Below are 12,838 nucleotides of genomic sequence, written 5' to 3'. Positions count from 1 at the left end.
CCGAGGCCACCCAGCACCGGGCCGATCAGCAGCCCGGCCAGCAACGCATTGACCACAAACCCGTAAGCCAGCGCTTCGGGCAGATAGCCGGACGACGCCCAACCCTGGACCATCAAACGAAAGGCTTCGTAACTCATCAGGCGGCGCTCCCGTTCGGGCGTGGATGGGTGGAAAACAGCGTCAGCAAGCGCTCCGGCGTCAGGGTCTGACGCGGCGGGCCATCGAACAGCACGCGGCGGTTCAGGCCGGTGACGCGGTCAGCCAGGCGCCCGACGGCTTCCAGGTCATGTTCGATCCACAGCACCGTGATGCCGGCCTGGCGCCAGTCTCGCAGCAGGTGTTCAAACACCTGGATGCCGGCCTCGTCCAGCGCCGACATCGGTTCATCCAGCACCAGCAGTTGCGGCGCAGGAATCAGCCCCTGGGCCAACAACACCCGCTGGCGTTCACCGCCGGACAGCGCGCCCATGCGACGCTTGCGTTTGTCCTGCATGCCGACCCGTTCCAGGGCCTGGCCGATAGCGCCGACGTAATGCTTGCTCAGGCCGAGAAAGGCCGGCCGGCGTTGGCACATCGCTGCCATGAAATCATCCACGGTCATAGGCAGGCCGCGGTCGAATTCCAAGGCTTGGGGCACATAGCCGATGACACCGGGCTCACCCGGCCATTGCAGGCTCAAGCGTCCCTGGTGGGGCATCTGCCCGAGCAAGGTCTTGATCAGCGAACTCTTGCCTCCGCCGTTCGGACCCACCAGCGCATGAATGCTGCCCGGCTGCACCTGGAAGGCCACGGCGTCGAGAATCGTGGTGCGGCCCAGGTTCAGGCTGACATCGTCGAACTCGATCAAGGGGCCGACGTGTTGCAAGGTGAGCGTTTCCTGGACAGTCATGCGCCGGACTCCTGAATGGCCCGGACCACGGTGTCGAGGTTGCCGGTCATTTCCTTTTCGTACTTCTCGGCGCTGTAGTCGCCGTAGGAAATGTGCGAGAGCGGGTACAGTTTCACCCCCGACTCACGCTGGATGGTGTCGACGTAGGTGGACGGAAAGTCCATCTCCGAGAAGATCACTTTCACGTCCAGTTCGCGCAGTTGGTCGATGGTCTTCTTCAACTGGCTCGGGCTTGGCTCGATGCCATGGGCCGGCTCGACCACGGCGGTGACCTCCAGGCCGAATTCGCGCAGCAGGTAATCGTAGGCGGCGTGGACCGTGGCGACCCGCAACTCGGCATTGGGGGCCTGGGTCAACTTTGCCAGGGCCGCGGCACGCATTTGTCGCAGACGCTTGCCATAGGCGCGGGCGTTCTGGGTGTATGCCTTGGCGTTGTCCGGATCAAGCTTGCCCAGCTCCCGGGCGATGTTATTGACCTGGGCAATGGAGGCGCTGATGGACAGGAAGGTATGCGGGTTCACGACCTTGCCGGCGCCCCGGGCGGCGATCCCGGTGGCAGCCAGCAGCGGTACGTTTTCATTGGCTTCGATCACGTTCACGTTCGGGGTTTCGCTGGCGGCGATCATCCGGTCGGCGAAATCGTCATGACCCACACCGTTGAGCACGATCACATCGAGCCCACTGATGCGCTTGATGTCCTCGGCACGAGGTTCGTAGGCGTGGGGGTTGAAGCCGGCCGGGATCAGCGGCACCACTTCGGCCTTGTCGCCGACGATGTTGGCCACGTAGCTGTAATAAGGATGCAGGGTGATGCCAATACGCAGGCGCTTGGCCGCTTCGGCGCTGGCCAGTGGTGTGAACAGACAGGCGAGCAGGCCGATCAGCAGGCCCAGCAAAGGGCGGCGTTGAAATGCAATAGACATGGGCAAACGGTCTTCTCTCGAATGAGGACGTGGGGTCAGTGCCGGTGCTGGCGGGTTACGCCGGCGTCGAACTGCGCGACGATCTGCTTCCAGCCGGCGGCGGACAAAGCGGTGTCGTCCAGATCGCTGGAGACGGCGACGCTGTTGCCGCGATTGAGCCAGATGTCCGGGGCGGCGTCGGATGCTTCGCCGATGCGCATCAGAAATGAACCGGCGACGGATGGATTTGCACTGGCGCCGAAGTAGGCCCGGTTCTCCACCTGCTGCCAGACATGTCCGCCTCGGCTGACGGAACTGGCATCCTGAGCGAACGGGGCAAAGCCCTCTTCGGCCAGGATTTGCGGGGTGGGCAGGGACTGTTGCTCTTCGCGTAGCAGACGGATCTCATCCAGGGTCACCCGCAGGTCGGCATAGATGCCTTGCTCGGCAGCGCTGAGATCGCGGCGGGCGTCAACTTGATGGGCAGGCACCTCGCTGACGTCATGGGTTTCGCCGTGCCAGGCCACCACCGATCCGGCCACCAGAATGATGATCAGGCACAGCAGCAACACATACAGGGTTTCATGGCCGGCGCCGGCGGGGCGGATCACTTGGGTGGTGGGATTGCTCATGGGGCCTCGATATCGGCTTGGTCGATTTCCACCACGTGGCCGGGGCCGGCGTCGAAGAGTACGTAGAATTCGGTGTTGGGCTTCTTGAATGTCAGCGTTGAATCGGCGCCAAGCTTGCCCGGCACCAGGATGGTTTCGTCGTAGCCGATCACATCCAGGGTCACGCCGGGCGCGCCACTGCCGTCGGAAAAACCGCCGGTGCACTGGATCTGCTCAGCGTCGATGGCCTTGCATTCACACATCGGGTTATGGGCCAGGGCGTTGCTGCTGGCACCTGCGCAGAGCAGCAGCACCAGGCTGTTGAGATAGCCGCGGGCAGTCATGGTTGGGCTCCTTGGGTTTTCAGCCAGGCGATGGTGGCCGGCGAGGCCTGGCTCAGGGGTATGGAAGCCTGGTGCATCGAGCCGTCCCAGCCTTCAAGGGTGATCCACAGTTCGGCGTCGAGCCGGGTCTTTTGCGGCACCGGCAACAAGGCGCCCATGCGATAGGGCGAGCCGAAGAAAATCACCCCGGCGGCCCGCAGGCTGCGAGGTTTGCCGATACGCAGATAAGTAGCCTTGACCTGGCTGATGCAGCTTTGGCACAGCGCGGCGTTGAAGTGCTTCATATGGCCTGCCGGTCCATCGAGGCGTGGCGCTTCGTCGCGAAACTCTGCAAGGCGCAGGCTCCAGGGGCCGACCTGGACTTCACCGACCTCCCGCTCACCCAGCCCGGCATCACCGCGGAACAACGCGGCTTCGGAGAAGTACTTGGGCATGAAACCCAGTGGGATCAGCAATAGCAGTACGTTGAGGTGAAAGCGCCATTTTTGCCAGAACACACTTAGACGCGATGGCTGCGCGGTGGTGGACGGGGTCACAGGTTGCCCTCCGGCGATTCACGGTGGATGGACGGCTGCAACAACGGCGCAGTTCGAGCTTGCCGGGAAGGTTTTTGGCTGCGCTTGAAGGCATTCGCGGTGGCCAGGGCGGTGCGTTTGGTCCAGATCAGCAGCCCGCTGAGGACCATCATGCTCATGATCAAACCGAAGAAGAACCAGATGAGCTTGATCCAGAGGCCGCCGAAGTCCCCGGTGTGCAATGGGCGCATGGATTCGGTGACGAATTCCAGCGCTGTGCGGTCCGACAGCAGTCGCGAGGCGGCGACCTCACCGTTATAGGGATTGATGGTGGCGGTCTGGAACATCAGCGGATACCAACCGCGTCCACCGATTTCCAAGTGGCTGTAAGCGTTGCCGGGCAGGCTGACGAAGCTGGTTTCCAGGCCAGGGATTTGCTGGCGGGCGATTTCAATCGCGCGGTCCAGGGTCAGTTGTGATGGCGCGGTACCGTCGGCTGACAGCGGGACACTTTCACGTGATACCACCGGAATGACCGGTGCGCTGGAAATGGAAATCTGGTTGTCCGACAGCAACGCCTCGATCAGGAACCAGGTGCCGGTAATGGAAATGACCGCGATGAACCAGATCGACCAGATGCCGCTGAGCCTGTGGAAATCGCCCCAGAAAATGCGTGCGCCGTGGCGGATCCGCAGGGTCGGACGGAAAAAACCCTTCCAGAAACGCTTGTAGACCACCAGCCCGGTCACCAGGGATGCCAGCAGCGGCAGGCCGAGGAGTGACACCAGGTACCATCCCCAGCTGTAACCATTGGTGAACGGTACCAGCCACCAGCCATGCAGGGCACGGGTAAAACCTCTGAAATTGAACGTCGGCGCCGAGCCCTGGACGATGCCGCTGTATGGGTTGACGTAGATCTTGTCGGGGCGCCCGTCGGGGTAGGTCACGCCGACCTCCAGGGCAAAATGCGACTCATCCGGGCGTACGATGCTCTGCACCTGGGTTTGCGGCTGGGCTTGCTTGATGGCGGCGACGACCTGGTCGTAGCTGAGCAGCGCTGCGTCGTCCGAGGGTTTGCTGGCGCGCATCTCGGGATTGACCAGCCAGACGATCTCCTGGCTGACCACCGCCAGCGTGCCGGTGACGCAAACGATGAGGACGAAAAACCAGATGGGCAGTGCCAGCCAGCTATGAACCAGAAACCAGAGTTTGGAGCGGGATTTCTTCGACATGGTTTGAACGTCTTGATTCGATGAAAGGCTCGGTATTACGGGCTTCGTAATCCCCTGAACCCTGAAAAGCCGGTCGTGGCTTTTGCCGACGCGACCTGCTGCATCTAATTAAGACGAACGAGCAATGGAAATCCTGAAGCGAAAGATGAAAGAAAATGTTTCGCGTTTGCGAACCGGATGTATTTCCCATCCTGGCTCCAGCAAATCGGCTGGGCGGAAATGTAAAAAAACTGCGGCAAGGGGATGGGGCCCCTCGCCACAAGAGCAGGTTGGCCGTCAGCCCTGCTGTTGAAACATCTCCCTGGCCCGCTGTTCAATCTGTTCCTGAGTCAGATCCTCCTTGTGCGTAGCCAGAAACCACACATGCCCAAAGGGGTCTTTCAAGGTGCCGCTGCGATCACCATAGAACTGATCCTTGACCTCGGAAATCACCGTGCCACCAGCGGCAATCGCTTGGGCGAATGCTTTGTCCACATCTTCGACATAGAGATGCAGGCCTACCGGCACCGATTGTTCGGGGTTACGCAACGGCCCTTGATCACAAGGCGTGCCGAGCATGATCGGGCAATCGCCAATCCGCAGCTCGGCATGACCGACGCCCCCGTCCGGCATGTCCAGGCGCATGACCTCGGTGGCATTGAAGGCTTTTTTGTAGAACTCGATGGCTTCAGCGGCTTTTTGAATGCCCAGGTAGGGCGTGATGCTATGGAAACCTTCAGGAATGGCTTTGACACCCATGACGTTTCTCCTTGTTGTTATGGGGAGGCGAAGAGGGCCTCGCCGATTTGCGCCCATCCACTATAGGACAGCGACTTGGGGGCGGCGCATGACCCGACGAACGTTTCACGGCGTGTCCAGCAGATGCGCTCCCGGCCCGCGCTTGCCCAACACATCGCCCTGGTTACGCAGCGGGCAACCTTCCATCGACAGGCAGCCGCAACCGATGCAGCCGTTGAGTCGATCGCGCAGCGCCATCAAGTGGTTGATGCGCTGATCCAGCTCGCGGCTCCACTGGGCTGAGAGGATCTTCCAGTCGTTCGCCGTTGGGGCGCGGTCGTCGGGCAAGGTTTTCAAGGCGCTGCCGATTTCGGCCAACGGAATGCCAAGGCCTTGGGCGACCTTGATCAGCGCCACACGTCGCAACACTTCCCGTGGATAGCGGCGTTGGTTGCCCTGGTTACGATTACTTTTGATCAGCCCCTTGGATTCATAGAAGTGCAGGGCGGTGACGGCCACGCCACTGCGGGCGGCCACTTGGCCGACGGTGAGTTCCTTGTGGACGTTTATCTGTGTCATCGCCTGCATTCTCTGCTTGACCTTGAGTTAACTAGAGGTTTTACCCTGCACGCCATCGGACCGCAAGATCCGCCCTACGTACAGCGAGGACCTTTCATGCAATCACCAAGGAACAATCAGAGTTTTACCCAGTTGATGGAGTTCGACATCGAACCTCAATGGCAACAGGCGCTGGTGACGGCCCTGTCAGAGCAGACCGAGCGGCTGGCCCGGGGGCATGCAGGATTTCTGAGTGCCAGTATCCAGGTCAGCGAGGACGGACGACGGGTTCTCAACTATTTGCATTGGCAAAACCGCGAGGCGGGCGAAGCGGCGTTTCAGAGTTTCGAGCGTGGTGAGCAGGATTTCTGGCGGCTGATCCAGGCCCACAGGGCCAAGGCCGTGACATTCGGCTCGTTCCAGGTGTTGCGCAACATCGAACGCAGTGCCGACAACGCCCTGCATTGCCAGTTGGTCGGTTAAGCGCAGCGGACGATCCGAGCCAGCAATACCCACTATCAAACGGGTTGATTTCTGCCGCGTGAAGGCGGCGGGTAGCCTTTGTTCATCGCCCCACTTCAGAACATTGGATACTTGCCATGAATCGGACTTTTGCTGTTTGCTGCTGTTAACGGCCACTGTGTTGAGCGGCTGCGCCTCTTCGTCGCCGGAGTTGCGCCCCTACACCGCCGAAGAAACCCGTGAACTGGCCCTTGAAGCCTTGAATCGCCGGGGCCTGTCGTTTGAGGAATATCACGCGAAAAAAGCCGAGTTGCTCGGTCCTTCGCAGAAAAACGTGGGATTCGACGACCAGGGGCAAATGAGCGCCGAGCGAGCCATGAAGCGGTCTGGGCGGCCGAGCTGAGGACTGTACTGCTCGAAGTTTTGCCTAACTGTCCATGGGTTTGGCTCAGGACGTGGGGTAGGGTCATGACTTGACTGACCGTCCCATTGGATATGCCTGCCATGACCCTTTCGCTTGACCTGTTGCTGGGCTTCGCCCTGTTTGCCCTGGTGACCTCGATCACCCCCGGTCCCAACAACACCATGTTGCTGGCCTCGGGCGTCAATTTCGGTTTCAACCGCACGATTCCTCACATGCTGGGCATCACCTGCGGCTTCTTTTCCCTGGTGCTGGCGGTGGGGCTTGGCCTGGGCGCGGTGTTCCAGACCTACCCTCTGCTCTACACCGTACTGCGCTACGTGGGTGCGACCTACCTGTTGTACCTGGCGTGGAAAATCGCCCACTCCGGGCCGGTCTCTGAAAACCGGCCAGGGGACAGCACGCCCATCAGCTATTGGGGCGCGGCGGCGTTTCAGTGGGTCAATCCCAAGGCCTGGATCATGGCCATCGGCGCCATCAGCACCTACACGCCGCTTCAAGGTTATTTCTTCAATGTGGTGGTTATCGCCGCGGTGTTTGCCCTGATCAACCTGCCGAGCGTAAGCCTGTGGGTGGTGTGCGGCAGCCTGTTACGCAATCTTTTGCGTGATCGTCGCTGGCTGCGCCTGTTCAACTGGGGGATGGCGCTGTTATTGGTCGCCTCGTTGTATCCGTTGCTGCTCGAAAGCATCGGCTAAGGGCTGAGCTTGGGGCGGATGCCTGTTAAGCTCGCTGATCAGTCGCTGTGGTTGATATCCAGAGCCCTTGGTGCAAGCGAACAACACTATTTTACGAGCAGGAGAAACGATGAGTACCGAGCCTTTGACCCATGGACTGGTTCCCCAGCGCCTGGCCCGAATCCGCCAATTGATGAATCGCGAAGGCATTCACGCATTGCTGGTGCCATCGGCCGACCCGCATCTGTCGGAATACCTGCCGGGCTATTGGCAAGGACGGCAATGGCTGTCGGGGTTTCATGGCTCGGTTGGGACTCTGATCGTCACGGCGGACTTCGCGGGCGTCTGGGCGGACAGCCGTTATTGGGAGCAGGCCACCAAGGAGCTTGAAGGCAGCGGTATTGAACTGGTCAAGCTCATTCCCGGTCAGGCTGGCCCGCTGGATTGGCTGGCCGAACAGACGCCTGAAGGCGCAGCGGTGGCGGTTGATGGCGCGGTCATGGCTGTGGCCTCGGCCCGGACCCTGAGCGACAAGCTTCAGGCACGCGGGGCGCGGTTGCGCACCGACATGGATCTGCTCAAGGAGGCCTGGAGCGACCGCCCAAGCCTGCCGAGCCAACCGGTTTATGCCCATCTGCCGCCGCAGGCGACCGTCAGCCGGGTCGAGAAACTCGCCAAGCTGCGGGAAACCCTCAAGGAGCGCGGTGCCCAGTGGCATTTCATCGCCACGCTGGATGACATCGCCTGGCTGTTCAACTTGCGCGGTGCGGATGTGTCGTTCAACCCGGTATTCGTTTCCTTTGCCTTGATCAGCCAGCAACAGGCAACGCTGTTCGTGGCCCTGGATAAGGTCGATGCGTCGCTGCGTGCCGTTCTTGAACAGGACGGCGTGACCCTGCGTGATTACAGCGAAGCGGCGGCCGCATTACGGGAAGTGCCCAGTGGCGCGAGCCTGCAGATCGATCCGGCGCGGGTCACGGTCGGTTTGCTGGATAATCTGGACAGTGGCGTGAAGCTGGTCGAGGGACTCAACCCTACGACGCTGGCCAAGTCTCGCAAAAGCCTGGCCGACGCCGAGCACATTCGTCGGGCCATGGAGCAGGACGGTGCGGCGCTTTGCGAGTTCTTTGCCTGGCTGGAAAGCGCCTGGGGTCGCGAGCGCATTACCGAACTGACCATCGATGAGCACCTGACCGCCGCCCGTACACGCCGGCCGGAATTTGTCTCACTGAGCTTCAATACCATTGCCGCGTTCAACGCCAACGGCGCGATGCCCCATTACCACGCCACGGAGCAAGCCCACGCGGTCATCGAGGGCGATGGCTTGCTGCTGATCGATTCTGGCGGCCAATACCTGGGTGGTACCACCGATATCACCCGTATGGTGCCAGTCGGAACGCCTACCGTGGAGCAGAAGCGGGATTGCACTCGCGTGCTCAAGGGCGTGATTGCCTTGTCTCGCGCCAAATTCCCCCGGGGCATTCTGTCGCCCTTGCTGGACGCCATCGCTCGCGCGCCGATCTGGGCCGAGCAGGTGGACTACGGTCATGGCACTGGCCACGGCGTCGGTTACTTTCTCAACGTTCATGAAGGCCCGCAGGTGATTGCCTATCAGGCCGCCGCCGCGCCGCAAACAGCGATGCAGGCGGGCATGATCACCTCTATCGAACCGGGCACTTATCGTCCGGGCCGTTGGGGGGTACGCATCGAGAACCTGGTGTTGAATCGCGAGGCGGGGAGCAGCGAGTTCGGCGACTTCCTCGAGTTCGAAACCCTGACCCTGTGCCCGATCGACACGCGTTGCCTGGAGCCGTCCTTGCTGACCCAGGACGAAAAAGACTGGTTCAACGCCTACCATGCCGAGGTTCAGCGTCGATTGAGCCCGTTGCTGGAAGGCGACGCGCTGCAATGGCTGAACACGCGGACGCAGGCGATCTGACGTAAGGCATCAGCCCAGGGCTTCACGGACGAAGTCCAGCCGATCCTGGCCGAAGAACAGCTCGTCGCCGACGAACATGCTCGGGGCGCCGAACACGCCCCGTTTAATCGCTTCTTCGGTGGTGATCTTGAGTGATTCCTTGACCTGCTCGTTGCTCGTCAGGGCCAGCACATGATCGGGATCAAAATGGCCCTGGTTCAACACCTCCGCGACTGTTGCCGAGTCGTTGAGATTGCGGCCGTCCACCCACAGGGCGCGAAACAGGCAATCGATGAAGGCCTCGAATCGTTCGGGATGGTGCAGTTGCATGCCGGTCACGGCGCGCATCAGTAACAGCGTATTGATCGGGAAGTGCGGATTGAGCTTGAAGTCAACGCCGTAGCGGTTGGCGAAGCGATTCAAATCCTTGAATAGATAAGGCCCCTTGGCCGGCACGGTAACCGGTGACGCATTGCCGGTCGCCTTGAAGACGCCGCCAAGCAGCATCGGACGGTAGATCAACTGACTGTTGGTTTGCGCGCACAGGGTCGGTAGTTGGGTATAGGCCAGGTAGGTGGTCGGGCTGCCGAGGTCGAAGAAAAACTCCACGGATTTGCTCATGGTATCTGCGCTCTTGTTATTGTGAGGGGGGCGGTTTACCAGCGTTCGCTCCAGGGCCGCAGGTCCAGCTCGAAGGTCCAGGCGTCGCGGGGTTGGGCGTGCAGATACCAATAGTTGTCGGCGATGTGTTCGGGATTGAGAATGCCGTCCGCATCCTTGGTTGCATATTTTTCCGGAAAGTTATCGCGAATGAAGTCGGTGTCGATGGCGCCGTCCACCACCACATGGGCCACATGAATATTCATCGGCCCCAGTTCACGGGCCATGCTTTGGGCCAATGCGCGAATGCCATGTTTGGCCCCTGCGAAGGCGGCGAACCCTGAAGCCCCGCGCAGTCCCGCCGTGGCCCCGGTGAACAGAATCGTTCCGCGCTGGCGCGAGGCCATGCGTTTGCCCACTTCCCGAGCATTGAGGAAACCGGAAAAACAGGCCATCTCCCAAATCTTGAAATATTTGCGCGCGGTCTCTTCAAGGATGCTGCAGGGCACGTTGGCGCCGATGTTGAATACAAAGGCTTCAATCGGACCGATCTGGCTTTCGATTTGCTCGATCAGCGCGACCACCTCGTCTTCCTTGCGCGCGTCACAGGCAAAACCATGCGCATCACCGCCCTGAGCCCGAATTGAATCGACCAATGGCGCGAGTTTGTCAGCGCTGCGGCGGGTAACACAGGCCACGAAACCTTCCTGCGCAAAACGTTTGGCTATTGCGCCTCCGGTGGCATCGCCTGCGCCAACAACCAGTACGACCTTCTTGTTATTCATGATTAGCCTCATTGGTAAACGATCGTTAGCTAAACGGACGTTATGCTAAGATCCGGCAAGCGTCAAGGTGGGCAATCAGAGGCCAGATATATGCGTTATTCAGCCAATCACAAATTGGAGACCCGAGAGAAACTGCTCGCCAGCAGTGCCATGTCCGCCAAGAAATCGGGGTTTTCCACTGTCGGTGTCGATGGCCTGATGAAGGCGATCGGCTTGAGCGGCGGGGCGTTCTACAGTCACTTCTCATCCAAGGATGAGCTTTTCAAGGCGATCGTCGAGCGAGAGTTGGCGCAAAGCCTGGAGCGCTTGAGCGGTGAGAAGGTTCTGGACTCACAAAAACTGGAGCGATGTCTCAAGCAGTACCTGAGCATGAGCCACGTCGAACAGCCGGAGGCGGGGTGTGCGCTGCCGGTGCTGGGCGCTGAGATCGCGCGGTCCGATGTGCAGGTGAGGGAGGCGGCGCAAACATGGATCTGTCGTTTGCATGAAAGCTGGGCGCGGATATTGGGAAGCGAAAGCCTGTCTTGGGCCATTCTGTCGCAATGCGTGGGCGCGTTGGTTGTCGCCCGCATGCTGGCCACGCCAGAGATCCAGCGTGAGGTCCTCAAGTCCAGTCATGATGAGATCAGTCGTCGAATAGCCCAGCAGCGGCCCGACTGACCCGCTGCCTATTTACAGATGACGATCATGCTGCGACTGGTATAGCCGGCGGGGTTGAGTCCGAAAGGATAATCCCCCGGCTCCTCGACAGCGTCGCCCGACTTTGCGATCACCCTGTAACCTTTGGGGGCGCATGAATTGGCGGCGCTGGCGGCGCATTGTTCCCAGGACGAGGACAAGCCGGAGCAGTTGATGTGCAAACCCTTTTTACCGCGTTTGACTTCAGTCTTTGTTGTCGCTGCGCAGCCCGCAATTGCAAGCACAACGATCAATATCAAAATTCGTTTCATTCCCGTCCTTATCACCGCCGCGGATCTTATGTCTGCTTGCGATTGTGTTCGCTTTTGCTTTAAGCGTTCGTGACGTCCTGTATGAAAATTCCATGTCTGACATTAGGTTACGGGCTAAACATGGCCTAAATGTGCGGTAAATACCAGAGCTTCGTTAAATCCTGCCTCAATCAACCGCGATGGCGGGCTTCGCGGCGCTACCCATCGTCAGCGTTGCGCCGACTGACGCCAGGATAATGCAGCCAATGGCGGCCCATTGAGCCAGGGATAAGTACTCCTGAAGAAACACCAGTCCTGAGAGCGCACCGAAGGCAGGTTCTATGCTCATGAGTGTGCCGAAAGTACGGGCTGGCATCCGTGTGAGGGAGATCATCTCCAGCGTGTAGGGCAGGGCAGTGGACAGAATGGCGACGCCAATGGCGATCGGAATCAGGCTCGGCGTCAGTAATGCGGCCCCTGCGTGGACGATGCCGATAGGCGCGACGAAGAGGGCCGCGATCATTACCCCCAGTGCGGCGGTTTGCACGCCGTTGTCCGCGCCGGCCTTCTGGCCAAACAGGATGTACAGTGCCCAGCAGAATCCCGCCCCCAGGGCATAACCGGCACCGACCAGGTCGATACCGCTGCTGGTGACTCCGGTGGGTATCAATAGAAGCAGGCCGGTGATCGCCAGGGCAATCCAGAGAAAATCGATGGCTCGCCGCGAAGCGTAAATGGCAACCGCCAGAGGGCCGGTAAATTCCAGTGCCACGGCAATTCCCAGCGGAACCGTTTGCAGCGACATATAGAAAAGAAAGTTCATGCCGCCCAACGCCATCCCGTAGACGATCACGGTGCGCAGGGATTGAGCTGAGAGCTTGGCGCGCCATGGTCGCAGCAACAACAGCATGATGAGGCTGGCAAAGATAAGCCGCAGCGTCGTGGTGCCTTGTGCGCCCACAACCGGGAACATGCTTTTGGCAAGTGAAGCTCCCGACTGGATGGATGCCATGGCAATCAATAGAAGGGCGACCGGGTAAAGAGTGGTTGCCAGGCTGCGATGTGGGAGAGTCATTGCTAAGCGTCGTCCAAGATAAAAGCGGGGGAAGGCTGGTTTGCGCAATATACTGCGCAATCGCAGCGATTCCGTCTATATATAAGGAGGATTTCAGCGAGGTGCTTCTGGCTGGATAGAAAAATCAAATTAAGGGTTGACGGCAAATTCTGGACGTCTATAATTCGCCCCACTTCCGGCGCAGTCGAAACGAAAAACTCCTT

General features: G+C 60.1%; 17 protein-coding genes and 1 pseudogene. 5 read left to right on the top strand and 13 right to left on the bottom strand.

Annotated features, from left to right (window positions below; translation table 11 throughout):
- The 9 genes and pseudogenes from GSM73_RS27340 to soxR form a co-directional block, all read right to left on the bottom strand.
- Positions 1–137 (bottom strand): annotated as a pseudogene (locus GSM73_RS27340) (metal ABC transporter permease); the annotation flags it as partial.
- Complete coding sequence (locus tag GSM73_RS14340) at positions 137–889, bottom strand: metal ABC transporter ATP-binding protein (RefSeq protein WP_047228284.1); 753 nt, start codon at positions 887–889, stop codon at positions 137–139. The gene GSM73_RS14340 and the pseudogene GSM73_RS27340, both read right to left, overlap by 1 nt.
- The gene (locus tag GSM73_RS14335; protein ID WP_047228285.1) at positions 886–1,812 is read right to left on the bottom strand and encodes a metal ABC transporter substrate-binding protein; all 927 of its coding nucleotides are present in this window, start codon (positions 1,810–1,812) and stop codon (positions 886–888) included. The genes GSM73_RS14340 and GSM73_RS14335 overlap by 4 nt, the downstream gene beginning before the upstream one ends.
- Positions 1,813–1,847: 35 nt before the next feature.
- Positions 1,848–2,423: a DUF6162 family protein gene (locus tag GSM73_RS14330; RefSeq protein WP_107322052.1), complete on the bottom strand. Its 576-nt coding sequence runs from the start codon at positions 2,421–2,423 to the stop codon at positions 1,848–1,850.
- Positions 2,420–2,746, bottom strand: coding sequence for a hypothetical protein (locus tag GSM73_RS14325; protein ID WP_160893029.1), 327 nt, complete (start codon positions 2,744–2,746; stop codon positions 2,420–2,422). Before GSM73_RS14325 ends, GSM73_RS14330 begins: the two co-directional genes overlap by 4 nt.
- Complete coding sequence (locus GSM73_RS14320) at positions 2,743–3,282, bottom strand: hypothetical protein (RefSeq protein ID WP_047228288.1); 540 nt, start codon at positions 3,280–3,282, stop codon at positions 2,743–2,745. Before GSM73_RS14320 ends, GSM73_RS14325 begins: the two co-directional genes overlap by 4 nt.
- Positions 3,279–4,493, bottom strand: coding sequence for a PepSY domain-containing protein (locus GSM73_RS14315; RefSeq protein ID WP_160893027.1), 1,215 nt, complete (start codon positions 4,491–4,493; stop codon positions 3,279–3,281). Before GSM73_RS14315 ends, GSM73_RS14320 begins: the two co-directional genes overlap by 4 nt.
- Before the next feature lie 276 nt (positions 4,494–4,769).
- The gene (locus GSM73_RS14310) at positions 4,770–5,231 is read right to left on the bottom strand and encodes a VOC family protein (protein WP_047228290.1); all 462 of its coding nucleotides are present in this window, start codon (positions 5,229–5,231) and stop codon (positions 4,770–4,772) included.
- 105 nt (positions 5,232–5,336) lie between these two features.
- The gene (soxR, locus tag GSM73_RS14305) at positions 5,337–5,789 is read right to left on the bottom strand and encodes a redox-sensitive transcriptional activator SoxR (RefSeq protein ID WP_047228307.1); all 453 of its coding nucleotides are present in this window, start codon (positions 5,787–5,789) and stop codon (positions 5,337–5,339) included.
- Positions 5,790–5,885: 96 nt separating this feature from the next.
- Between soxR and GSM73_RS14300 the strand changes: the two genes are divergently transcribed.
- From GSM73_RS14300 to GSM73_RS14285, 4 genes are all read left to right on the top strand, one after another.
- Positions 5,886–6,251 carry an antibiotic biosynthesis monooxygenase gene (locus tag GSM73_RS14300; protein WP_047228291.1) on the top strand — a complete coding sequence of 122 codons (366 nt, stop codon included), beginning with the start codon at positions 5,886–5,888 and terminating at the stop codon, positions 6,249–6,251.
- A gap of 136 nt (positions 6,252–6,387) precedes the next feature.
- A complete protein-coding gene (locus tag GSM73_RS14295) occupies positions 6,388–6,633 on the top strand; it encodes a hypothetical protein (protein WP_160893025.1) in 246 nt (81 codons plus the stop codon).
- Positions 6,634–6,734: 101 nt separating this feature from the next.
- Positions 6,735–7,349: a LysE family translocator gene (locus GSM73_RS14290; RefSeq protein ID WP_047228293.1), complete on the top strand. Its 615-nt coding sequence runs from the start codon at positions 6,735–6,737 to the stop codon at positions 7,347–7,349.
- 109 nt (positions 7,350–7,458) lie between these two features.
- The gene (locus tag GSM73_RS14285; protein ID WP_047228294.1) at positions 7,459–9,267 is read left to right on the top strand and encodes an aminopeptidase P family protein; all 1,809 of its coding nucleotides are present in this window, start codon (positions 7,459–7,461) and stop codon (positions 9,265–9,267) included.
- 9 nt (positions 9,268–9,276) lie between these two features.
- Here GSM73_RS14285 and GSM73_RS14280 read toward each other — a convergent pair whose 3' ends face one another.
- Positions 9,277–9,867, bottom strand: coding sequence for a 2-hydroxychromene-2-carboxylate isomerase (locus tag GSM73_RS14280; RefSeq protein ID WP_107322054.1), 591 nt, complete (start codon positions 9,865–9,867; stop codon positions 9,277–9,279).
- 35 nt (positions 9,868–9,902) lie between these two features.
- The gene (locus tag GSM73_RS14275) at positions 9,903–10,631 is read right to left on the bottom strand and encodes an SDR family oxidoreductase (RefSeq protein ID WP_160893023.1); all 729 of its coding nucleotides are present in this window, start codon (positions 10,629–10,631) and stop codon (positions 9,903–9,905) included.
- A gap of 90 nt (positions 10,632–10,721) precedes the next feature.
- On the opposite strand from GSM73_RS14275, the gene GSM73_RS14270 reads away from it, so the two are divergent.
- Positions 10,722–11,291, top strand: coding sequence for a TetR/AcrR family transcriptional regulator (locus GSM73_RS14270; protein WP_047228297.1), 570 nt, complete (start codon positions 10,722–10,724; stop codon positions 11,289–11,291).
- 8 nt (positions 11,292–11,299) lie between these two features.
- Here GSM73_RS14270 and GSM73_RS14265 read toward each other — a convergent pair whose 3' ends face one another.
- Together GSM73_RS14265 and rhtA are read right to left on the bottom strand one after the other, a co-directional pair.
- Positions 11,300–11,581: a hypothetical protein gene (locus GSM73_RS14265; RefSeq protein ID WP_047228298.1), complete on the bottom strand. Its 282-nt coding sequence runs from the start codon at positions 11,579–11,581 to the stop codon at positions 11,300–11,302.
- A gap of 166 nt (positions 11,582–11,747) precedes the next feature.
- Positions 11,748–12,635: a threonine/homoserine exporter RhtA gene (rhtA, locus tag GSM73_RS14260; RefSeq protein ID WP_047228299.1), complete on the bottom strand. Its 888-nt coding sequence runs from the start codon at positions 12,633–12,635 to the stop codon at positions 11,748–11,750.
- Positions 12,636–12,838: the final 203 nt, after the last annotated feature.

Source organism: Pseudomonas sp. PICF6 (assembly GCF_009831705.1).
GTDB lineage: Bacteria > Pseudomonadota > Gammaproteobacteria > Pseudomonadales > Pseudomonadaceae > Aquipseudomonas > Aquipseudomonas rhizophila.
This window is presented reverse-complemented; position numbering and strand designations above follow the sequence as displayed.